The sequence below is a fragment of the Pseudomonas sp. IC_126 genome (assembly GCF_004331835.1).
Lineage (GTDB): Bacteria > Pseudomonadota > Gammaproteobacteria > Pseudomonadales > Pseudomonadaceae > Stutzerimonas.
This window is the reverse complement of sequence record NZ_SJSS01000010.1, coordinates 24,923-43,432: the sequence shown is the minus strand read 5'-3', so window position 1 is coordinate 43,432 and position 18,510 is coordinate 24,923. Positions and strand designations below refer to the sequence as shown.

Here is an 18,510-nt window from a genome sequence, read left to right as displayed (position 1 = left end):
AGCACCAGGCAGGCGGCCTCTCGTTTGAACTCGGGCGTAAAGGAACGACGTTGCTTGGTCATCAGACACCTCTCTATGGCGAGCATTCTCGCCCTAAATGGGTGTCCGGAATCAGTAGACCACTACAGTAACGCTTGGCACTCCAGACGCTAGCCTGATGCTGCAGCCCCAGGACATCTGCCTTATTGAATCGATTCTGATCGCAGCTCACAAACCGGCGTTGAACCGCAAGCACATTGACTGCGCGATGGCGGGTGCCGAGCGGTTCCTAATAAGAAACTGGGACTTTCCCGAGGCGCTTCAGCACGAGTGCTCGGGGTACTACTGGCGACAGTAACCACCAGCACCAGCTAACGGCCTCTGTTGCCCTCCGCGGGTTGCGACATCTGATGGCAGACACCGCAAGGACTTCGTAACCTTCCCGCAGAGCTAGCTGAAATCGAAGACGGTTCTGGCAGCTCATCAACCTCGCCACGACGGACCTTATGGTCGACTCGGTATTCAGTGCGCTTCGGTATCGGCAGCTAGGCTCGCATCTTCTCGGCCGATAACCGCAACATCTCTGCCCGAGCCAATAACGCTCAAATGGTGCGAGTATCACATCCGAGCAAGGTTTAGGCGGTGCCCCATTCGTAGTGCTCGTCCGCCCTCTGGCTTGATACGCAGAGGCTGGCTGTCTTTGGTCAGGTAGGTCATGACCTTCATGATATTGCAGCGAGCATCCTGATCGGAGCGGTAAATCGTTCCGATCCCAGTTCTTTGCCATACGACTCCTTATCGTCATTGCAGCTATGGAAATGTCCTTTTCCGTTAGTGATGCAAGCCCATAGCTCACCGATATCCCTGCCCTTTTTCCAGTCGCTGCGCACATGGGCGCCGTTGAAGAAGAACGCGACGTGAGCGTGAAAGCCCTTCCCCTCCCCCTGCTCAATGCTGCAGCCACAGCCCTGTAGATGGGCTACTAAGAGATGCGCCTATGAAAAACACCCTATAGGGAACGCCCAAACCGGCTGGAATTCATGACTTGAAAACCATGCCCGAACACTTTAGAACGTGCTTTACACATATAACTGGCCCGATAAAAGAACTCTTTCAGCTCGCTATCTTCCTCTCGAGATAAATAGTAGACAGCCCCTGTAGGCACATGTACCAACCCCTTATATTCACCATACGGTATCCGTAAGGCGCCGCTCCAGGCTCGAGCAATTCGCGTGTATAGATTGTCACGCTTAGAGTTAAATCTCCCGAGGGTATGAAAAGCGTCCTTGTTTACGAGCATAACGAAGTGATAATGCTGGCTGTCGTCACCCTCCTCTCGCGTCCACATCCAATATAGGTCAGTTTCAGGCGCGTAGCGATTAACGGCCCTAGCAGATTGACGAGCACTTCTAACCATTAGCTTGATTGCGGCATTAAAGCGAGACACCACTTCGTTGGTGTAAGCCTCAGCAGGCATGGATATGCCTTTAGGTAAGTGCAGATCAAACCGAAAAGCAAACACCCTCGGGTATCGCGCCATAGCTGCGATAGTGACGTCATGTAGACGCTCCAAATGCTCATAGATGAAGGGTACTTGATCAGATTGAATAGGCAATCCATAAAATTCTGTATCTGTGTATAGATGCAAGCTGGGATTGTCTGGATGACGTTTTCTCAGTCTAATATTTTTCATCAGAATTGACCTGCTTAGTGAGTACACATCTAAACAAGTCAATTATTTTTTTATGAGGAAAGAACCGATTTGTAACGTAGCCTCAGACCCTCAACCTTACTGTAAATAGCTTAATCTTGAAATATTCAAATAAGAATTTAACCATTTATCTTAGCAAGTGATATTATTCCCTTATATTCACTAAACTTGACTTCTTAAATTTAAAGTTTATTGGGCTTTTGGCTATTATCTGGATTGTTATGGGGGTATACAGTTATCCAGCTAAGCTAACTCTATTAGCATTGAGCTTGTTACTACTATACCAAAGCTTATCGAGGCATAACTAAGCAATTATCTTGGAGAATCCTTAACGATAAGCCGATTAGTTGGCCAAATCCTAAAATGTTTAAGTCTCGAAAAAATCCATTTTATCGGTAATATCTATCTGCACTCTAATGGTATCGCTCTGCGGGTATGAGCTACAAAATTGATCACCGAGTCACGATGTACGAGTTATTAAAAGTGCACCGATAACTTCACCGTTGCCGCTAGAAGACTTCGCAACTATAAGAGCGGTACCCAGACCAATGCTTGCTCGTGTACAGCATAAAGCCGCTTGCCTGAGCAAGCGGCTATTAGCTCAGTCTTTACGAGCGACCTTCGTCTCGCTCCTTGATTCGATCATTCATCCAGCCAATAACCTCACTTTCCACCCACGCCTTAGCTCGCCCGCCTATAGTGACCGGCTTAGGAAAGCTTCCCTCAGCGATATACTTGTAAAGAGTTGAATTTTTGAAGCCGGTAGCCGCAAGCACTTCTTTTTTACGAATTAGTCTAATCATGGGCGGGTCCTCTGTTCGTCCAGAGGAAAGGCAGGGTTTGTAAAAAAATACCTACGACGTGCTCAGCTACCTCTAGTCAGAGTGACTCGGCCAATATCGTATTGTGCCCCAGCCACCGGGGCATTCCACGCCTGAACTAAGCGGCCCATCCTGAGATTCAATATAACCTGTAGCTCCTTCGCGAAGCGGCCAGACAGCTGTGGTTATGGTTTTGTAATCTTGATGCAGCGCTGGTGGGATAACGCATGTCTCCACCGCAGCGAACTCAAAGGTTGATACTTGGCTAAATCTAGCTTTGAAATCCTCGGCAAGTTCAATGGCCCGCTTATAGAAATGATCCAAAATAGCCGACCATTCACGGTCTTGGTCAGGCTGTCGAAAGTCACGGGAGATCAGGTCGCTGACTGTTTCTCGCGCAACCGGGCGACCGCCCCCTAGATCCTTCCAGTGATTGGTCAGAAGATACGAGACGTACCGGAAAAGCATAACCTGTACCACAGCGAAGACTCGTTCATTTTGCCCCGCCAGGAATTTAACAACAGGAACCGGAGACCCCTTTAGCCAGTATTTACCTGTTACTATAAAAATCTCGACGTGGTTCTGCAGCATCTGAGCATCGCTGTAATGCGCAGTCTTGTGCGTAACAGCGACATGCCTCAGAACACCACAGCCGCTAGAAATGCCAAAGCCATGATGGGTCAGATTGAGAAAGTATGTGCTGCTAACCTTTCCACTTTTGAATATCGAGCTTGTGAGGCCGGGCACGAAGCGTCGAATAAAGCCCAGGTCAATCAGCCGACGCAAACGGTGCTTTAAGCTAGCGTCATCCAATCCAGTAAGCCGCCTCAGCTGTGCATTGCCAATTCTTGACACCACACCGAATTTATCCGCGTTCACCAGCAGTTCCCCAAGCAAAAACCTGTTGGCTGCTGAAAGTCGACCTCGCGCACCGGAAGGCGCTGACCTCCCATCTCGCGTCGATAGCTCAATACCCTTATTGATGACCGGCTGAGCATTGGGCTTCGCAGCTAGGATTTCTGCTTCAGAAAAAAGGCACTCTAGGATCTCGCTGTGGATTCCGTACGGATTACCCATCTCCTCAATCTGTTGAAGCAGGTGAGGCGTTATTTCGAGCCTGATCGCTGGCCTGCCTTTACCAGCAGGCTTCGTCTGTTCATCTACCAGCGCTCCCGCCTCCTTGAGCTCAGTAAGCGCACCGCTCACTAGCTTCTGGGATAGATGCAGGATCGCAGCGAGCGTCTTGACTCTATAGCAGCAGCGTTCGCCCCTGGCGGCTCGGTTCGCCAGTGCCTCGAAAACAAATCTGGCGTCAGGGCTGCACGCATGCAGCTCATCGCATAAGAAATTCCAGTACAAAATCACTACCTTGCCGGTTCCGATGATGAGCATTATAAATGGATTGCACCTATTTAGGCACGGTTTTTATACCCTGAAAATATTGTCTTGCTATAGTCTAGTGTTACATGTGATTTACTTGTAACGTTACACGTGAGATATTGAGCTCCGTCGATGCCAGCGGCGCATCCCTGATGAGACGAGAGCGATGAAAAGCAAAGGATTTGATGATCTGTGCAGGAGCGACGATGAGTGGTCTTGGCTCGACCGCTACATCGCTAGGAATCCAATCAGCCTCGAGCGGGAATACTTCTCGCCTGGACAATTTGCGGAAACGTCGACCAAGAACCTAGTCATCCGTAGGCTAGAAAGGATCCCGAAATCCGAGGAGGGGGTGCTTTGGTTGACACGCATGAAGGGCGCCCTGAGACAGCATCGGTATAGGTCCCCTGCTAACGGACGGGAAAGCAGCACATATGTATTAAACAGCTCGACAAAAAAGAAGCTTGTTCGTCTGGCTGAGCGATACAAAAAGACAGAGACAGCGATGGTCGAATCGCTCATCAACGATGCGGTCCGAGAGGATGCAGACCTCAGACAGCAGCTCGTAAAGAAAAAGGAAGAGGATAAAGTGGCTCGGCATCAAACCAATGATGCATTGGCGAGATGTAGGGAGGAGCTGCGAGAAACTAAGAACCAGCTCATGGGCTGCATAGGTTTTTTGGCGGCGTATGAAATTGCTAGAGGCGAAAACCCCCTTCCATCGGACGAGGAGCTCAAGTTATCGGAGGAACTAGCGCTGCAAAAGAAGGCTCGTGTTCGGAAGGAAATTGAGTACGCAGTATTAAGGTCGCTCGAGCTCAGTCCAATGCTTCAAGAGCTCAGGCTAAAAAGGTTAAAAAAACCTGAGACATTATAGCTCTAGCGCTTTGCTAGAGCATGCGCAATGCGTTGTTCAAACTGGTTAGTGCATATTTCCACCGTCCCTTTAAAGATGAGCGGTAAACTAGACATGCCTGCAAGCAGGCATACTAACGTGCGGATGATTGCTTCGATCTATATTAAGCCCGTAACGAGCCGACCCAGCGCCAGTTGAACCGCCACCTAGTCAAGAGCAAGGGACAAGTAGCATAGCGACGCGGGCGCATCTAATAATACGTAAATTTGCAACGGGCTGATTGAAGTAATGAATCAAAAGTATCCCTAGCGGCAATGATCCCTATTCGTCGCATCAATCTTCAACGCCGACACGCGTTCGAAGCTCACTGCTGCTGTAGTCATCGCTAAGCAACGAAACTTCATTGACCAAGCGTCAAGGGTGCAGGGAGAGCTTTATTGTCGCTGCAAGTGCAATGGATCGGAAAGTCAGACGGTCGGATTGATCCCGCTTCGTGCGGCTATGAAACTCGTGCTCAGCATAACCGCGCCGATCGTATTGAGTGAGAACACATCTTCCCCGCCTAAATCATAGACCTTCAGCGTCATTGCTGGCAGAAACTCGGTCGTAAGAACTGCATAGCGGATTATCCAGTCTTCCGAGCGATGGAAGCTGACCTGTTCAACCTCTACCCATCGGTAGGCGAGGTGAATGGCGATCGGAGCAACTTCCAGTTCGGAATAGTGACTGGCATCGCGCCGCAATACGGAGCGTGCCCTACCCGCGTTGACTTCAACGACCGTTCCGCCGAGCCGCGTGACGACGTGAAGAGGCTCTTAGCACGGTCTACCTTCTACATGAACGACCGCTATGGTCTGTCTATGTCTAGGCAACAGCAGCAGCTGCTAATGGCATGGGACCGCCAATATCCGGTATCCGCATGGGAATGGGAGTGGAATAGCCGAACCGCCAAGATCATGGGTCACCAGAATCCGTTCATCACTGACGATCGCTCGTGGAGTCTCGGGCACAAGCCGTCCCGAGAAGGTCCTGTCAGCCCGGTTCGTGTCAGATCCACCGCAGCGGCATCTGTTAAGGCTTCAAACGAGCCCATGATCATCGGTAACAGGAGTAGCAAAATCTACCACCTGCCTCAGGGGTGCCCGAGCTACGGCAAGGACTCAATCAAAAACCAGCTAAACTTCCCTTCCGAAGCAAAGGCAGTCGCTCACAGGCATCGAAAAGCCAGGAAACCGCCAATAGGTACCTAAAGCGAGCCGTCTTTGCGGGCCAGCTGCACACAGCGGCCAGTAGGAAACCCGTACGAACGCGATACGCAGCACAGCATGCCATGGGCAGCTGCCCGCCCTTTTTGAACCGATCAGGCCACTGACGAAAGAATCGACTACGTTTTCACTGGGAGTTGTAATGCCGCCAGAGCCATTCGTGACGGCCATTTTGAACACGCGGCGACAAGAACCCAAATGTGGACCAAAGTGTGGACCAGCGAGCCCTAGAAACGCGAAAGCCCCGGAATACGGGGCCTTCAGCTTGCAATATGGCGGAGGAGGTGAGATTCGAACTCACGGAAGAGTTTCCCCTTCGACGGTTTTCAAGACCGTTGCATTCAACCGCTCTGCCACTCCTCCGCAGAGAGCGGGCGCAATAGTACCGGAACGAAACACACTGTCAAACTCTGTTGTTAGGCTGCAACAAAAGCTCTGCTATGATCCGAGTCAATTCGCCTCAGGCTGAAGACATCTACAGGAGTGTCGCAATGCTCAAGCAACAGTACGCATCTACGCACACGCAGGTTGAACAACGGGAAGTCAGCCGCGTCTTGCGCAACACCTATAGCCTTCTGGCTCTGACCCTCGGCTTCAGCGGCCTAGTCGCCTACATGGCCATGCAGGCCAATGCGGCCTACCCGAACATCTTCGTGGTGTTGATCGGCTTCTACGGCCTGTTCTTCCTCACAGCGAAGCTGCGCAATTCGGCCTGGGGTCTGCTTTCAACTTTCGCGCTGACCGGGTTCATGGGTTATACGCTCGGCCCGATTCTCAACATGTATCTAGGTACCGCCAACGGTGGTGAACTGATCGCCTCGGCGCTATCGATGACGGCGCTGGTGTTCTTCGGTCTGTCCGCCTTCGTGCTGATCACCCGCAAGGATATGAGTTTCCTCAGCGGCTTCATCACCGCCGGGTTCTTCGTCCTGCTGGGCGCGATGGTCGCAAGCTTCTTCTTCCAGATCAGCGGCCTGCAGCTGGCGATCAGCGCTGGCTTCGTACTGTTCTCCTCGGTCTGCATCCTCTACCAGACCAGCGCCATCATCCATGGCGGCGAGCGCAACTACATCATGGCCACCATCGGTCTGTACGTTTCGCTGTACAACCTGTTCATCAGCCTGCTGCAGCTGATGGGTATCATGGGTGGCGACGACTGATAGTCGCTCTTCGAATCGGCCCGCTTCGGCGGGCTTTTTCGTTTCTGCAGCTGGCGTATCATGTCGCCCAGTTAGCAAGGTGCACCATGAAATTCGTAATCGCTCTGTTTTCACCCGCCCACTCCCCCGCTTCGCGGCGCGCGTTGCGCTTCGCCGAGGCCGTACTGACCGGTGGGCACGAGATAACCCGGCTGTTTCTCTATCAGGACGGCGTGCACAGTGCCTCGGCCAATATCGTGACCGCGCAGGATGAGCTCGACCTGGCCGGTGAATGGGAGCGTTTCGTTCGTAGCCATGCGCTCGACGGCGTCGTCTGCATCGCCGCAGGCTTACGCCGGGGCGTACTGGACGAACAGGAAGCCAAACGCCACTCGCGCCCCGCTGCCAATCTCTTGCCCGCCTGGGAGCTTTCCGGCCTGGGCCAGCTGCACGAAGCGGCACAACAAGCCGATCGCCTCGTCTGCTTCGGAGGTCACTGATGGCGCGCTCGATGCTGATCATCACCCGGCAATCGCCCTGGTCCGGGCCATCGGCGCGCGAAGCGCTGGATATCGCGCTGGCCGGCGGCGCCTTCGAGCTGCCCCTGGGCATGCTGTTTCTCGACGATGGTGTGTTACAGCTGGTGCAGGCACAGCAAGCAGCGCAACTGCAGCAGAAAGATCTAACAGCCAACCTGCAGGCGCTGCCCCTGTTCGGTGTCGACTCGCTGTATGCGGCCCAGCGCAGCCTTCAAGAACGCGGCCTGGACCAGAACGCGCTGTCGCTACCGGTAGAAGTCCTGGACGACACCGCCCTGCGTGCCCTCATCAACCGCTACGACCACGTGATCACTCTCTGATGGCCACCTTGCACCTGCTTTCGCACTCCCCTTTCGCCGACAGCCGCCTGGCCAGCTGCCTGCAATTGCTGGCAGCGGAGGATGCCCTGCTGCTCAGTGGCGATGCCGTTTATGCGCTGCAGACCGGCACGGCCCAGCGACAGGCCCTGGACTTGATGCCTGTCAGCATTATGCTGTTCGCACTGGAGGAAGATGTCGTCGCGCGCGGCCTTGCGACGCTGCCCGAGCGCTTGCAAACGATCGACTATGCCGGCTTCGTCGAACTCTGCTGTCGCTATAACAGGACCAATGCCTGGTTATGAATGCTCTGATCGTCAACGGCCGGCCCATCGAGGTCGACCAGGAAGGTTATCTGACCGACCTGAACGACTGGAGTGAGCCGGTGGCCGAGGCCCTCGCTCGACAGGAAGGCCTGGCGCTGGAAGGTGAGCACTGGGAAATCCTGCAACTGTTACGCACCTTTTATGATGAATTCCAGCTGTCACCCGCAACGCGCCCACTGATCAAATACACCGCCTTGAAACTGGGGCCCGACAAGGGCAACAGCATGCACCTCAATCGTCTATTCAAAGGCACACCCGCCAAGCTCGCAGCCAAGCTGGCAGGCCTGCCGAAACCGAGCAACTGCATATGAGCACCGTCACGCCAGCAGAACATCCCTTCGCCGTTTTCGTGCGGATTCTCGGCAAGGGCAAGCGCGGCGCACGCGACCTGACCCGCGAGGAAGCGCGTCAAGCCATGGGCATGCTGCTCGATGGCGAAGTCGAAGATACCCAGCTCGGTGCCTTCCTGATGCTGCTGCGCCACAAGGAGGAAAGTGCCGAAGAACTCGCCGGTTTCACCGAAGCCGTTCGTGAGCGAATTCAGGCGCCCGTCATTGCCACGGATATCGACTGGCCGACATACGCCGGCAAGAAGCGGCATCTGCCCTGGTATCTACTTGCCGCGAAATGTCTGGCGCAGAATGGCGTTCGCATCCTGATGCATGGCGGCGGCGCCCACACCGCTGGGCGCATGTATACCGAGCAGTTGCTCGAATTGCTCGGCATCACCCGCTGCGAAGACTGGGAAACGGTCGCCGCCACGCTGGATCGCGGCGAGGTCGCCTTCATGCCGTTGCGTGCCTGGATGCCCGTGCTGCAGCGAATGATCGATCAGCGCAACGTGCTCGGCCTGCGCTCGCCGATTCACTCGCTGGCGCGCATTCTCAATCCGCTGGACGCTCGTTGCGGCCTGCAGAGCATCTTCCACCCCGGTTACCAGGCCAATCACCGCGAAGCCAGCCGCCTGCTGGGCGACACCGCGATCGTCATCAAAGGCGAAGGCGGCGAAATCGAAGTCAACCCGGACGGTATTGCTCATCTGTACGGCACCGAAACCGGCGCCAGCTGGGATGAGGACTGGCCTGCCCTCTCGCCGCAGCGTCACGTAAAGCCCGCACAGCTGGACCCGCAGCATCTGCTGGCCGTATGGAACGGCGCCGAGGACGCCTATGGTGAACTGGCCGTCGCGGCGACCATGGCGTTGGTCCTGCGCGGCCTGGGTCAGCCTCGAGAACAAGCATTCGCGCAGGCAAGGCAGTATTGGCAGCACAGGAATTCATCGAACTGAACGATGGATTTGTCCCGGCATTAGATCCCATCCATCGAACCTTGTCCCCTAGAGTGCCCCTAACGTTCATAACGAGGAGGCAGTCATGGGACTTCTGGTCGATGGTCAGTGGCAGGATCGGTGGTACGAAAACAACGATGACGGCGAGTTCCAGCGCGAACAGGCCCAACGTCGCGACTGGGTGACCGCGGACGGCTCGCCCGGTCCCGATGGTCGGCCGGCGGTCAAGGCCGAAGCCGGGCGCTATCACCTCTATGTTTCGCTCGCCTGTCCCTGGGCCCACCGCACGTTGATCTACCGCAAACTCAAGCAGCTCGAACCCATGATCGGCGTATCGGTGGTCAGTTGGTTAATGGCCGAGCATGGCTGGACGTTCGACAGGAGCACCGGCTCCAGCGGTGATGCGCTCGATGGGCTGCAGTATCTCCACCAGCGCTACATCATCGATGATGACAGCTACACCGGCCGCGTGACGGTGCCGGTGCTCTGGGATCGCCAACAGCAGCGGGTCGTCAACAACGAATCATCCGAGCTGATCCGTATTTTCAACAATGCCTTCGAAGGATTGACCGGCTCGAAACTGGATCTTTGCCCCGAACCACTGCGCGCGGAAATCAACGACCTCAACGCGCGGATCTACCCCAGAGTAAACAACGGCGTCTACCGTGCCGGATTCGCCACCACGCAGAAGGCCTACGAAGCGGCCTTCGACGAACTCTTCAGCGAACTGGATTGGTTGGAGCAGCGCCTGGCGGAGCGGCGTTACCTAACCGGTGAATTCCTCACCGAGGCGGACTGGCGACTCTTCACTACCATCATCCGCTTCGACGCCGTCTATCACGGCCACTTCAAGTGCAACCTGCGGCGGATCGAGGATTATCCGAACCTGTCGAACTGGCTACGCGAGCTCTATCAATGGCCGGGTATCGCCGAAACCGTCGATTTCACCCACATCAAGAGCCACTACTACGCAAGCCATCGCCATATCAACGCCAACGGCATCGTTCCCAAGGGGCCGCAGTTGGCGCTGGACCGCGCGCATGATCGCGAACGACTGCTTGGTAAGGGCATCTGGTCGCGCTGAGCTACTCCGGCTCGGTCATTCCCTCGAACCACGCCAGCTTGTCGCGAAGCGTCACGACCTCACCGACGATCACCAAGGTCGGTGCCTGCACCTGCTGGCTCGCGACAAGCTCGGGTAGGTCACCCAGCGTTCCGGTAAATACCCGCTGCTTGCTGGTGGTGCCCTGCTGGATCAGCGCCGCTGGCGTGTCAGCGCCACGGCCATGGGCGATCAGTTGCTGGCAGATCACCGGCAGGCCGACCAGGCCCATATAGAACACCAGCGTCTGGCTCGGCGCGACCAGGTCGGCCCAGGGCAGATCGCAACTGCCGTCCTTGAGATGGCCGGTGACGAAACGGACCGACTGCGCATAATCACGATGGGTCAGCGGTATACCGGAATAGGCTGCACAACCACTGGCGGCGGTGATGCCCGGCACGACCTGGAAGGGAATGCCGTTGGCCGCCAGCTCTTCGATCTCTTCGCCGCCACGACCGAAGATGAAGGGGTCACCACCTTTCAGACGCAGCACTCGCTTGCCTTGCCGTGCCAGCGTTACCAATTGCTGGTTGATTTGCTCCTGTGGGACGGCATGATCGGCGCGCTGCTTGCCCACGTAGATGCGATCGGCATCACGCCGGCACATGTCGAGAATCGCGGGTGCCACCAGCCTGTCGTAGAGCACCACGTCCGCTTGCTGCATCAGGCGCAGGGCGCGGAAAGTGAGCAGATCGGGGTCGCCTGGGCCAGCACCGACCAGATAGACCTCGCCCAGGCTTCGAGGGGCCGCGCCTGACAGTTTGGCCTGTAGCAGCCGTTCGGCTTCTAGTTCCTGTCCGGCGAGCGCGCGCTCAGCGATGGTCCCCTGAAAAACGTCCTCCCAGAACACCCGACGCTGCTGCACATCTGGCAACGACGCCTTGACCTGGGCACGGAATTTCTTCGCCAACCCGGCCAGCTGTCCGTACGCCGAGGGAATCCAGGTTTCGATCCGTGCGCGAACCAGGCGCGCCAGCACCGGTGCGTCGCCGCTACTGGAGACGGCAATCATCAGTGGCGAGCGGTCGACGATGGCCGGGAAAATCACCGTGCACAGTTCGGGGGAATCCACCACATTCACCGGAATGCCGAGTGCCTTTGCATCCCGTGACACCTGCGCATTGAGCGGCTCGTCATCGGTGGCAGCCACCGCCAGGACGCAGCCAGCGAGATCTTCGCTCGCGTAACCGCGCTTGAACGAATGTCCACCACTCTGCTCCAGCAACTTGTCGAGCTGTGCCTCGATCTGGGGCGCCACCACACGCAGCAGTGCACCCGCTTCGGATAACAGCCGCGCCTTGCGCAGAGCGATATCGCCGCCGCCGACGATCAGCACCAAGCGGCCCTTGAGGTTGTGGAACAGCGGCAAGAAATCCATCAGCGAGTCCTGGTGTCCATGAAAGGTAAGGGCCATCTCAGCCGTTACGCCGATGGTGGCCCTTGTCGGGAATCAAGGAGTCCGGATCGAGCCCTGAAGCAGGCGCCTATCGGAGCGCACCAGCAGCGCTCAGGACCGCCGGGAATCGACCTCTCAGCCGATGACCTCGATACCGGCCATGTAGGGCTTCAGCACTTCCGGCACTCGTACACTGCCGTCCGCTTGCTGGTAGTTCTCCAGCACCGCCACCAGGGTACGGCCCACCGCAAGACCGGAACCGTTGAGCGTATGCACCAACTCGGGCTTGCCGGTTTCCGGGTTGCGGTAGCGTGCCTGCATACGGCGTGCCTGAAAGTCGCCGCAGTTGGAGCAGGAGGAAATTTCACGGTACTTGTCCTGGCTCGGCACCCAAACCTCCAGGTCGTAGGTCTTGGTTGCACCAAAACCCATATCGCCGGTGCACAACGCCAGCACCCGATAAGGCAGTTCCAGCAGCTGCAGCACCTTCTCAGCGTTCGCCGTCAGGTTTTCCAGCGCCTCGAAGGACTGGCTCGGCTCGACGATCTGTACCATCTCGACCTTGTCGAATTGATGCTGCCGGATCATCCCGCGCGTATCACGGCCGGACGCACCCGCCTCGCTACGAAAGCACGGCGTATGGGCGACGAACTTCAGAGGCAGCTGCTTGGCATCGAGAATCTCGCCGGCGACGATATTCGTCAGCGAGACCTCCGCAGTCGGGATCAGGTAGAAATCGGCCTCGCCTTCGCGGCTGATCTTGAACAGGTCCTCTTCGAACTTGGGCAGCTGGCCAGTGCCCTGCAGCGCCGGCGCCTGGACCAGATAGGGGGTGTAGGCCTCTTCGTAGCCATGCTCACGGGTGTGCAGGTCGATCATGAACTGCGCCAGTGCACGGTGCAGGCGGGCGATCGGCCCGCGCATCAGGGCAAAGCGCGCACCGGAGAGTTTGGCGGCGGTCTCGAAATCCAGCCAGCCATGCTGCTCGCCCAAGGCGACATGATCCTGAACGGGGAAATCGAATGTGGCCGGCGTACCCCAGCGACGCACCTCGACGTTCTCGTCCTCATCCTTGCCCACCGGCACCGACTCATGCGGCAGGTTCGGCAGCGTCAGCATCAACTGATCCAGTTCGGCCTGGATGCCGTCCAGCTCCTGCTTGCCGGCATCCAGCTCGGTGGCCATGCGGTCGACGTCGGCGAGCAGCGGCGCAATGTCTTCGCCACGCTGCTTGGCCTGACCGATCGACTTGGAGCGGGCGTTGCGCTCGGCCTGCAACTGCTCGGTGCGGGTCTGCACGGTCTTGCGCTGTGCTTCCAGCGCCTCGATACGCGCCACGTCCAGCTGATAACCACGGGTAGCCAGGCGATCGGCAACGTCTTGCAGCTGTGTGCGTAGCAGTTTCGAATCAAGCATGGTGAGTCTCGTCTGTGAAAGCTTTGAGGAAAGGCGAAGAGGAAGCGGAGTTTACTGCGATAGCGGCCAGCTTCATAACCTGCCGAGGGCAAGGCCTGCCCAGGTCGCCAGCAAGCCGCCGAGCACGCTCAGGCCAATGTAGCCGAAGGCCGTGGCAAGCTGGCCGCTCTCGAGCAGCCGCAAGCCGTCGAGAGAGAAACTGGAAAAAGTGGTGAACGCCCCCAGAAAGCCAAGAATCAAGCCACTACGCAGCTCAGGCGAAACGTCCGGGCGCATGAGAAACAGCGCGTACAGGTAGCCGATCAGCAGGCAGCCCAGCAGGTTGACCGCAAGCGTGGCCAGATAGAAATGTCGCGGCCAGTGCGTCGATACCCAGGTCGACAGGGCAAAGCGCATCAGCGTACCGACCACGCCGCCTGCGGCGACGGCCAGCACCAGGCGGATCATGTCTTTCTCCGTTGCCGTGGGCTTTCGCGATCGAGCCGGGCCAGGTGGTCCAGCTTGTCGCGAATCTTGCTCTCCAGCCCTCGCGACACCGGATGGTAGTACTGGCGCGGCTCCATGGCCTCGGGAAAGTAATCCTCGCCGGCGGCGTAAGCGTCCGGCTCGTCATGGGCGTAGCGGTATTCGTTGCCGTAACCCAGTTCCTTCATCAGGCGGGTCGGCGCGTTGCGCAGATGCAGCGGGACCTCCTGCGAGCCGTTTTCCGCCACGTCGCGCTTGGCGGCCTTGAAGGCCGTGTAGACCGCATTGCTTTTCGGCGCGCAGGCGAGATAGACGATCGCCTGCGCCACAGCCAACTCGCCTTCGGGGCTGCCCAGGCGCTCCTGGACGTCCCAGGCGGAAAGACACAGCCCGACCGCTCGCGGATCGGCGTTGCCGATTTCCTCGCTGGCCATGCGCACCACGCGCCGCGCGATATAGAGCGGATCGCAACCGCCGTCGAGCATCCGCGCGAACCAGTACAGCGCCGCATCCGGGTTGGAGCCGCGTACCGACTTGTGCAGGGCGGAAATCTGGTCGTAGAAGGCTTCGCCACCCTTGTCGAAACGCCGGCGACTGTCGCCCAGCAGATCCTGCAACAGCTCGACGCTGATCTCGCCGCCCTCTTCGGCCAGGTCCGAGGCGTTCTCCAGCAGGTTCAGCAATCGGCGGCCATCGCCATCGGCCGCGGCCACCAGCATCTGGAAACTTTCTTCGGGCAGGCGCAGATGCAAGTCACCCAGGCCTTTCGATTCACTCAGCGCGCGCTCGACCAGCTTGCGCAAGGCGGCTTCGTCGAGGCTTTTCAGCACGTAGACCCGCGCACGCGACAGCAAGGCATTGTTCAGTTCGAAAGACGGATTCTCGGTAGTCGCACCGATGAAAATCAGCGTGCCGTCCTCGACATAGGGCAGAAAGGCATCCTGCTGGGATTTGTTGAAACGGTGTACTTCATCGACGAAGAGAATGGTCCGCCGACCGTACTGGGCCGCCTGTTGCTTGGCGATCTCCACCGCTTGGCGGATTTCCTTCACCCCGGCCAGCACCGCCGAGACGGTTTCGAAATGGGCGTCGGACACCTTGGCCAGCAAATGCGCCAGCGTCGTCTTGCCCACACCCGGCGGTCCCCAGAAGATCATCGAGTGCAGCGCGCCCTGTTCCAACGCCTCGCGCAGCGGCTTGCCACGCGCCAGCAAATGCTCCTGCCCGACGTATTCGTCGAGGCTGGCGGCTCGCAGGCGTGCAGCTAACGGCTGGGCAACGGGGGCACGGCTGAACAGGTCCATCAAGGCTCTACGACTTATTCGGAAATGACATCGGTCCCTTCGGGAATATCGAAAGTGAACAGGTCCGCCTCGAGCGGCTCGTTCAGTTTGACACCATGGAAAAGGATATTGGTGCGCTGGCCGACGCCGTCGACCATCTGCATGTCATTGATCACGCCATTGCGGAAGGACAGCCGAAGGTTATCGAACAGGGTGTCCTTGGCTTTCGGCTCGAGCGTGAAATCGACCACCTCGCCGGCTTCCTTGTGGGAGACCTGGAAGTTCTCGCTGATGGCCGAAACGTCACCGGAAAGCAGCAGCGCCGGAGTGTGGGTCAGGCGTTGATCGAGAGTCTGTATGGTGACCTGCTCCAAGTCCGGATCGTACAGCCAGACCTGCTTGCCATCGGAAACCAGCAGCTGCGCCATCGGCTCGTCGGTTTTCCAGCGGAACTGACCAGGGCGCTTTAGCGCCATCTCGCCGGAGGTTTCCTGCAGTTGGGTGCCAGTGCCGTCGAGCGACAGCTGAGAAAAGCGCCCTGTCAAGGTCTCGGCCTTTTGCAACAAGCCAGTAAGCCGCTGGACAGAGGCAGCCTGATCGGCCTGGGCTGGCACCAGAGCGAACAGCAGAGCGGAGGCGAACAGCAAACGAATCAATTGCATAGTTCCTCGGTGCGACTCAGTCGCGCATAGGTGGCGGCGCGAGCACTTCGCGCGAGCCGTTGGTGTTCATGGAGGTCACGACGCCGGCCATTTCCATGGCTTCAATCATCCGGGCGGCGCGGTTGTAGCCGATCTTCAGTTTGCGCTGCACGGCGGAGATCGATGCGCGGCGGCTCTCGGTGACGAAACGTACGGCTTCGTCGTACAGCGGATCTTCCTCGCTGCCTTCACCGCCACCCTCGCCGCCACCGCCATCGAAGCCGCTACCGGACTCCTCGGCACCGGCGAGGATTTCCTCGATGTAGTCGGGCGCGCCACGCGCCTTCCAGGCTTCGACCACACGGTGCACTTCATCGTCGGAAACGAAGGCGCCATGTACGCGAATCGGCAGGCCGGTGCCCGGCGGCAGGTAGAGCATGTCGCCGTGACCGAGAAGCTGTTCGGCGCCACCCTGGTCGAGAATGGTGCGCGAATCGATCTTGCTCGATACCTGGAATGCCATGCGGGTCGGGATGTTGGCCTTGATCAGGCCGGTGATCACGTCCACCGACGGCCGCTGGGTGGCGAGGATCAGGTGAATACCGGCTGCGCGGGCCTTCTGCGCGATACGCGCGATCAGTTCTTCGACCTTCTTGCCGACGATCATCATCATGTCGGCGAACTCGTCCACCACGACCACGATGGTCGGCAACTTCTTCAGCAGTGGCGCTTCGTCTTCCATGCTCTCGCGGCGGTACAGCGGGTCGGTCAGCGGCGTGCCGGCCTCCTCCGCTTCCTTCACCTTGCGGTTGAAGCCCGCCAGGTTGCGCACACCCATGGCCGCCATCAGCTTGTAGCGGCGCTCCATCTCGGCGACGCTCCAGCGCAGAGCGTTGGCGGCCTCCTTCATGTCGGTCACGACCGGGCACAGCAGGTGCGGAATGCCTTCGTAGATGGACAATTCGAGCATCTTCGGGTCGATCATGATCAGCCGCGCATCTTCCGGCCCGGACTTGAACAGGATCGACAGGATCATGGCGTTCACACCCACCGATTTACCCGAACCGGTCGTGCCCGCCACCAGCAGGTGCGGCATCTTGGCCAAGTCGGCGATCACCGGCTTGCCGCCGATATCATGGCCCAGGGCGATGGTCACCGGCGACTTGGCGTCGTCATAAGGCGCTGACGACAGCACTTCGGAGAAGCGTACGATCTGCCGGTCCTCGTTGGGAATCTCGATGCCAACGGTGGTCTTGCCGGGAATCACCTCGACCACGCGAACACTGATCACCGCCAGCGAGCGCGCCAGGTCCTTGGCCAGATTGGAAATACGGCTGACCTTGACCCCGGCGGCCGGCTGGATCTCGAAGCGGGTAATCACCGGCCCCGGATGCACGGACTCGACGATCACCTCGACACCAAACTCCTTGAGCTTGATCTCCAGCAGCCGCGACATGGCTTCGAGGGATTCGGGCGAATACTGCTTCTGCTGCTTTTCGGCGGCATCGAGCAGGGAAATCGGCGGCAGACTGCCTTCGATCAAGGGATCGACGAACAGATTGGCCTGTTTTTCCTTCAGCACACGCTTGCTTTGCTCCACCGGCTTCGGGGGCACGGCAGGCGGAATCACCGGAGCCGGACGCTTGTCCCGCTCGCTCATGTGCTTGCTCAGCGACTCTTCACGCTCGAGCAAACGCTCCTTCACCTTTGCGCGCTCACGATGGTCGGGTAGCGAACCAGCCACGTCGTTTACCAGCTCATCGGCTTCACGCAGCTGCGCAACGATGTGCTTGCGCTCGTTGCGCGCAGACCACCAACGGCTGAAAAGGCTCTGAATCAGCTCGACCAGATCGAGCGTGATCTTGCCGGTCAGGTCCATCACCTTGAACCAGGATAGATCGGTGAACACCGTGAGACCGAACAGGAAGAAAGCCAGTAGCAACAACGTACTGCCCTGAACGTTAAGCGCGGCCTCGGCTAGCTGACCGAGGCTCTCGCCTAATGCACCACCTGCCGAAGCAGGAAGACTGTTGGCGAACTGGAAATGGATGTAAGCCAGCGCGGAGCCGGACAGAATCAGAAAGACGAGTCCAATCAACCGCCAGGAAAACAGCCAGCCGTTCCATGTCCAGGGCTGATGGCGGGCACGAAATACCTGCCAAGTCTTGATGCCCAGCAACAAGGGAAACAGGAACGCGAAATAGCCAAGCGCCATGAATAGCACGTCGGCGAACCAGGCCCCGGCGCGGCCGGCCGCGTTCTGAACTTGCTCGACATTGCTGGTGTGCGTCCAGCCGGGATCGGACGGATCGTAGGTCAGCAGAGCCATCCACAAATAGGCACACAAAGCGCCGAGCGCGATCAACGCGCCCTCTTTGAGACGGTAATGCAATTGCTGTCGCCAGACGGAAGCCGGCGCGGTAGAGGAGGTATTCTTCAAAACGCTTTATTTCCTGCGCCTGCGGCGCGCTCTATGAACCGTGGTCAGCCTGAACCCCGACATTGTACGGCTTTGTCGATTCGATGGCATTCCGGTTCCGTGCCGCTTGGGCTTTTCTCGATGCTTCGGTGTAGCATAAACGCCCA

The 18,510-nt window shown here is 57.9% G+C and carries 17 protein-coding genes, 1 tRNA gene and 1 pseudogene; 9 read left to right on the top strand and 10 right to left on the bottom strand.

Annotation, left to right across the window (positions count from 1 at the left end; translation table 11 throughout):
* Positions 1–988: 988 nt before the first annotated feature.
* The 3 genes from E0D86_RS21215 to E0D86_RS21205 all read right to left on the bottom strand — a co-directional run bounded on the left by E0D86_RS21215 (position 989) and on the right by E0D86_RS21205 (position 3,903).
* Positions 989–1,672: an inovirus Gp2 family protein gene (locus tag E0D86_RS21215; RefSeq protein ID WP_131651987.1), complete on the bottom strand. Its 684-nt coding sequence runs from the start codon at positions 1,670–1,672 to the stop codon at positions 989–991.
* Between the two features lie 626 nt (positions 1,673–2,298).
* A complete protein-coding gene (locus E0D86_RS21210) occupies positions 2,299–2,490 on the bottom strand; it encodes an AlpA family transcriptional regulator (RefSeq protein ID WP_131651990.1) in 192 nt (63 codons plus the stop codon).
* A gap of 75 nt (positions 2,491–2,565) precedes the next feature.
* A complete protein-coding gene (locus E0D86_RS21205; protein ID WP_131651986.1) occupies positions 2,566–3,903 on the bottom strand; it encodes a hypothetical protein in 1,338 nt (445 codons plus the stop codon).
* Positions 3,904–4,057: 154 nt separating this feature from the next.
* On the opposite strand from E0D86_RS21205, the gene E0D86_RS21200 reads away from it, so the two are divergent.
* Both E0D86_RS21200 and E0D86_RS21195 read left to right on the top strand, forming a co-directional pair.
* Positions 4,058–4,768 carry a hypothetical protein gene (locus E0D86_RS21200; RefSeq protein WP_131651985.1) on the top strand — a complete coding sequence of 237 codons (711 nt, stop codon included), beginning with the start codon at positions 4,058–4,060 and terminating at the stop codon, positions 4,766–4,768.
* Between the two features lie 315 nt (positions 4,769–5,083).
* Positions 5,084–5,997: pseudogene (locus E0D86_RS21195) on the top strand (endonuclease).
* A gap of 288 nt (positions 5,998–6,285) precedes the next feature.
* On the opposite strand, the gene E0D86_RS21190 reads toward E0D86_RS21195, so the two are convergent.
* Positions 6,286–6,375 (bottom strand) — tRNA-Ser (locus tag E0D86_RS21190).
* 128 nt (positions 6,376–6,503) lie between these two features.
* Between E0D86_RS21190 and E0D86_RS21185 the strand changes: the two genes are divergently transcribed.
* The 7 genes from E0D86_RS21185 (at position 6,504) to E0D86_RS21155 (ending at position 10,705) form a co-directional block, all read left to right on the top strand.
* Entirely contained in the window at positions 6,504–7,172 is a 669-nt protein-coding gene (locus E0D86_RS21185) for a Bax inhibitor-1/YccA family protein (protein ID WP_125863907.1), read from the top strand.
* A gap of 86 nt (positions 7,173–7,258) precedes the next feature.
* Entirely contained in the window at positions 7,259–7,651 is a 393-nt protein-coding gene (gene tusD, locus E0D86_RS21180) for a sulfurtransferase complex subunit TusD (protein WP_131651984.1), read from the top strand.
* Positions 7,651–8,010, top strand: a complete 360-nt coding sequence (gene tusC / locus E0D86_RS21175; RefSeq protein WP_131651983.1) for a sulfurtransferase complex subunit TusC — start codon at positions 7,651–7,653, stop codon at positions 8,008–8,010. Before tusD ends, tusC begins: the two co-directional genes overlap by 1 nt.
* On the top strand, positions 8,010–8,312 hold the full coding sequence (gene tusB, locus E0D86_RS21170) for a sulfurtransferase complex subunit TusB (RefSeq protein ID WP_131651982.1): 303 nt from the start codon (positions 8,010–8,012) through the stop codon (positions 8,310–8,312). The genes tusC and tusB overlap by 1 nt, the downstream gene beginning before the upstream one ends.
* Positions 8,309–8,644, top strand: a complete 336-nt coding sequence (locus E0D86_RS21165) for a TusE/DsrC/DsvC family sulfur relay protein (RefSeq protein ID WP_131651981.1) — start codon at positions 8,309–8,311, stop codon at positions 8,642–8,644. Before tusB ends, E0D86_RS21165 begins: the two co-directional genes overlap by 4 nt.
* Positions 8,641–9,621: a glycosyl transferase family protein gene (locus tag E0D86_RS21160; protein ID WP_131651980.1), complete on the top strand. Its 981-nt coding sequence runs from the start codon at positions 8,641–8,643 to the stop codon at positions 9,619–9,621. Before E0D86_RS21165 ends, E0D86_RS21160 begins: the two co-directional genes overlap by 4 nt.
* A gap of 85 nt (positions 9,622–9,706) precedes the next feature.
* The gene (locus tag E0D86_RS21155) at positions 9,707–10,705 is read left to right on the top strand and encodes a glutathione S-transferase family protein (protein WP_131651979.1); all 999 of its coding nucleotides are present in this window, start codon (positions 9,707–9,709) and stop codon (positions 10,703–10,705) included.
* A gap of 1 nt (position 10,706) precedes the next feature.
* On the opposite strand, the gene cysG is transcribed toward E0D86_RS21155, so the two are convergent.
* The 6 genes from cysG to ftsK all read right to left on the bottom strand — a co-directional run bounded on the left by cysG (position 10,707) and on the right by ftsK (position 18,364).
* Positions 10,707–12,101, bottom strand: coding sequence for a siroheme synthase CysG (gene cysG / locus E0D86_RS21150; protein ID WP_131651978.1), 1,395 nt, complete (start codon positions 12,099–12,101; stop codon positions 10,707–10,709).
* 153 nt (positions 12,102–12,254) lie between these two features.
* Positions 12,255–13,535, bottom strand: a complete 1,281-nt coding sequence (gene serS, locus E0D86_RS21145) for a serine--tRNA ligase (protein ID WP_131651977.1) — start codon at positions 13,533–13,535, stop codon at positions 12,255–12,257.
* A 72-nt stretch (positions 13,536–13,607) separates the two neighbouring features.
* Positions 13,608–13,982, bottom strand: a complete 375-nt coding sequence (crcB, locus tag E0D86_RS21140) for a fluoride efflux transporter CrcB (protein WP_131651976.1) — start codon at positions 13,980–13,982, stop codon at positions 13,608–13,610.
* The gene (locus E0D86_RS21135; RefSeq protein ID WP_131651975.1) at positions 13,979–15,304 is read right to left on the bottom strand and encodes a replication-associated recombination protein A; all 1,326 of its coding nucleotides are present in this window, start codon (positions 15,302–15,304) and stop codon (positions 13,979–13,981) included. The genes crcB and E0D86_RS21135 overlap by 4 nt, the downstream gene beginning before the upstream one ends.
* A 14-nt stretch (positions 15,305–15,318) precedes the next feature.
* On the bottom strand, positions 15,319–15,945 hold the full coding sequence (gene lolA / locus E0D86_RS21130) for an outer membrane lipoprotein chaperone LolA (protein ID WP_131651974.1): 627 nt from the start codon (positions 15,943–15,945) through the stop codon (positions 15,319–15,321).
* Positions 15,946–15,961: 16 nt separating this feature from the next.
* Positions 15,962–18,364 (bottom strand): DNA translocase FtsK, encoded by a 2,403-nt coding sequence (gene ftsK, locus E0D86_RS21125; protein WP_177493072.1) that lies wholly within the window; start codon positions 18,362–18,364, stop codon positions 15,962–15,964.
* Positions 18,365–18,510: the final 146 nt, after the last annotated feature.

Bases quoted from the DNA above. Each gene is read 5' to 3' on its own strand.
- cysG (WP_131651978.1), bottom strand. From the start codon at position 12,101: ATGGATTTCTTGCCGCTGTTCCACAACCTCAAGGGCCGCTTGGTGCTG.
- tusB (WP_131651982.1), top strand. From the start codon at position 8,010: ATGGCCACCTTGCACCTGCTTTCGCACTCCCCTTTCGCCGACAGCCGC.
- E0D86_RS21205 (WP_131651986.1), bottom strand. From the start codon at position 3,903: ATGCTCATCATCGGAACCGGCAAGGTAGTGATTTTGTACTGGAATTTC.
- tusC (WP_131651983.1), top strand. From the start codon at position 7,651: ATGGCGCGCTCGATGCTGATCATCACCCGGCAATCGCCCTGGTCCGGG.
- E0D86_RS21200 (WP_131651985.1), top strand. From the start codon at position 4,058: ATGAAAAGCAAAGGATTTGATGATCTGTGCAGGAGCGACGATGAGTGG.
- E0D86_RS21215 (WP_131651987.1), bottom strand. From the start codon at position 1,672: ATGAAAAATATTAGACTGAGAAAACGTCATCCAGACAATCCCAGCTTG.
- crcB (WP_131651976.1), bottom strand. From the start codon at position 13,982: ATGATCCGCCTGGTGCTGGCCGTCGCCGCAGGCGGCGTGGTCGGTACG.
- tusD (WP_131651984.1), top strand. From the start codon at position 7,259: ATGAAATTCGTAATCGCTCTGTTTTCACCCGCCCACTCCCCCGCTTCG.
- E0D86_RS21160 (WP_131651980.1), top strand. From the start codon at position 8,641: ATGAGCACCGTCACGCCAGCAGAACATCCCTTCGCCGTTTTCGTGCGG.
- E0D86_RS21165 (WP_131651981.1), top strand. From the start codon at position 8,309: ATGAATGCTCTGATCGTCAACGGCCGGCCCATCGAGGTCGACCAGGAA.
- serS (WP_131651977.1), bottom strand. From the start codon at position 13,535: ATGCTTGATTCGAAACTGCTACGCACACAGCTGCAAGACGTTGCCGAT.
- E0D86_RS21155 (WP_131651979.1), top strand. From the start codon at position 9,707: ATGGGACTTCTGGTCGATGGTCAGTGGCAGGATCGGTGGTACGAAAAC.
- lolA (WP_131651974.1), bottom strand. From the start codon at position 15,945: ATGCAATTGATTCGTTTGCTGTTCGCCTCCGCTCTGCTGTTCGCTCTG.
- E0D86_RS21185 (WP_125863907.1), top strand. From the start codon at position 6,504: ATGCTCAAGCAACAGTACGCATCTACGCACACGCAGGTTGAACAACGG.
- E0D86_RS21135 (WP_131651975.1), bottom strand. From the start codon at position 15,304: ATGGACCTGTTCAGCCGTGCCCCCGTTGCCCAGCCGTTAGCTGCACGC.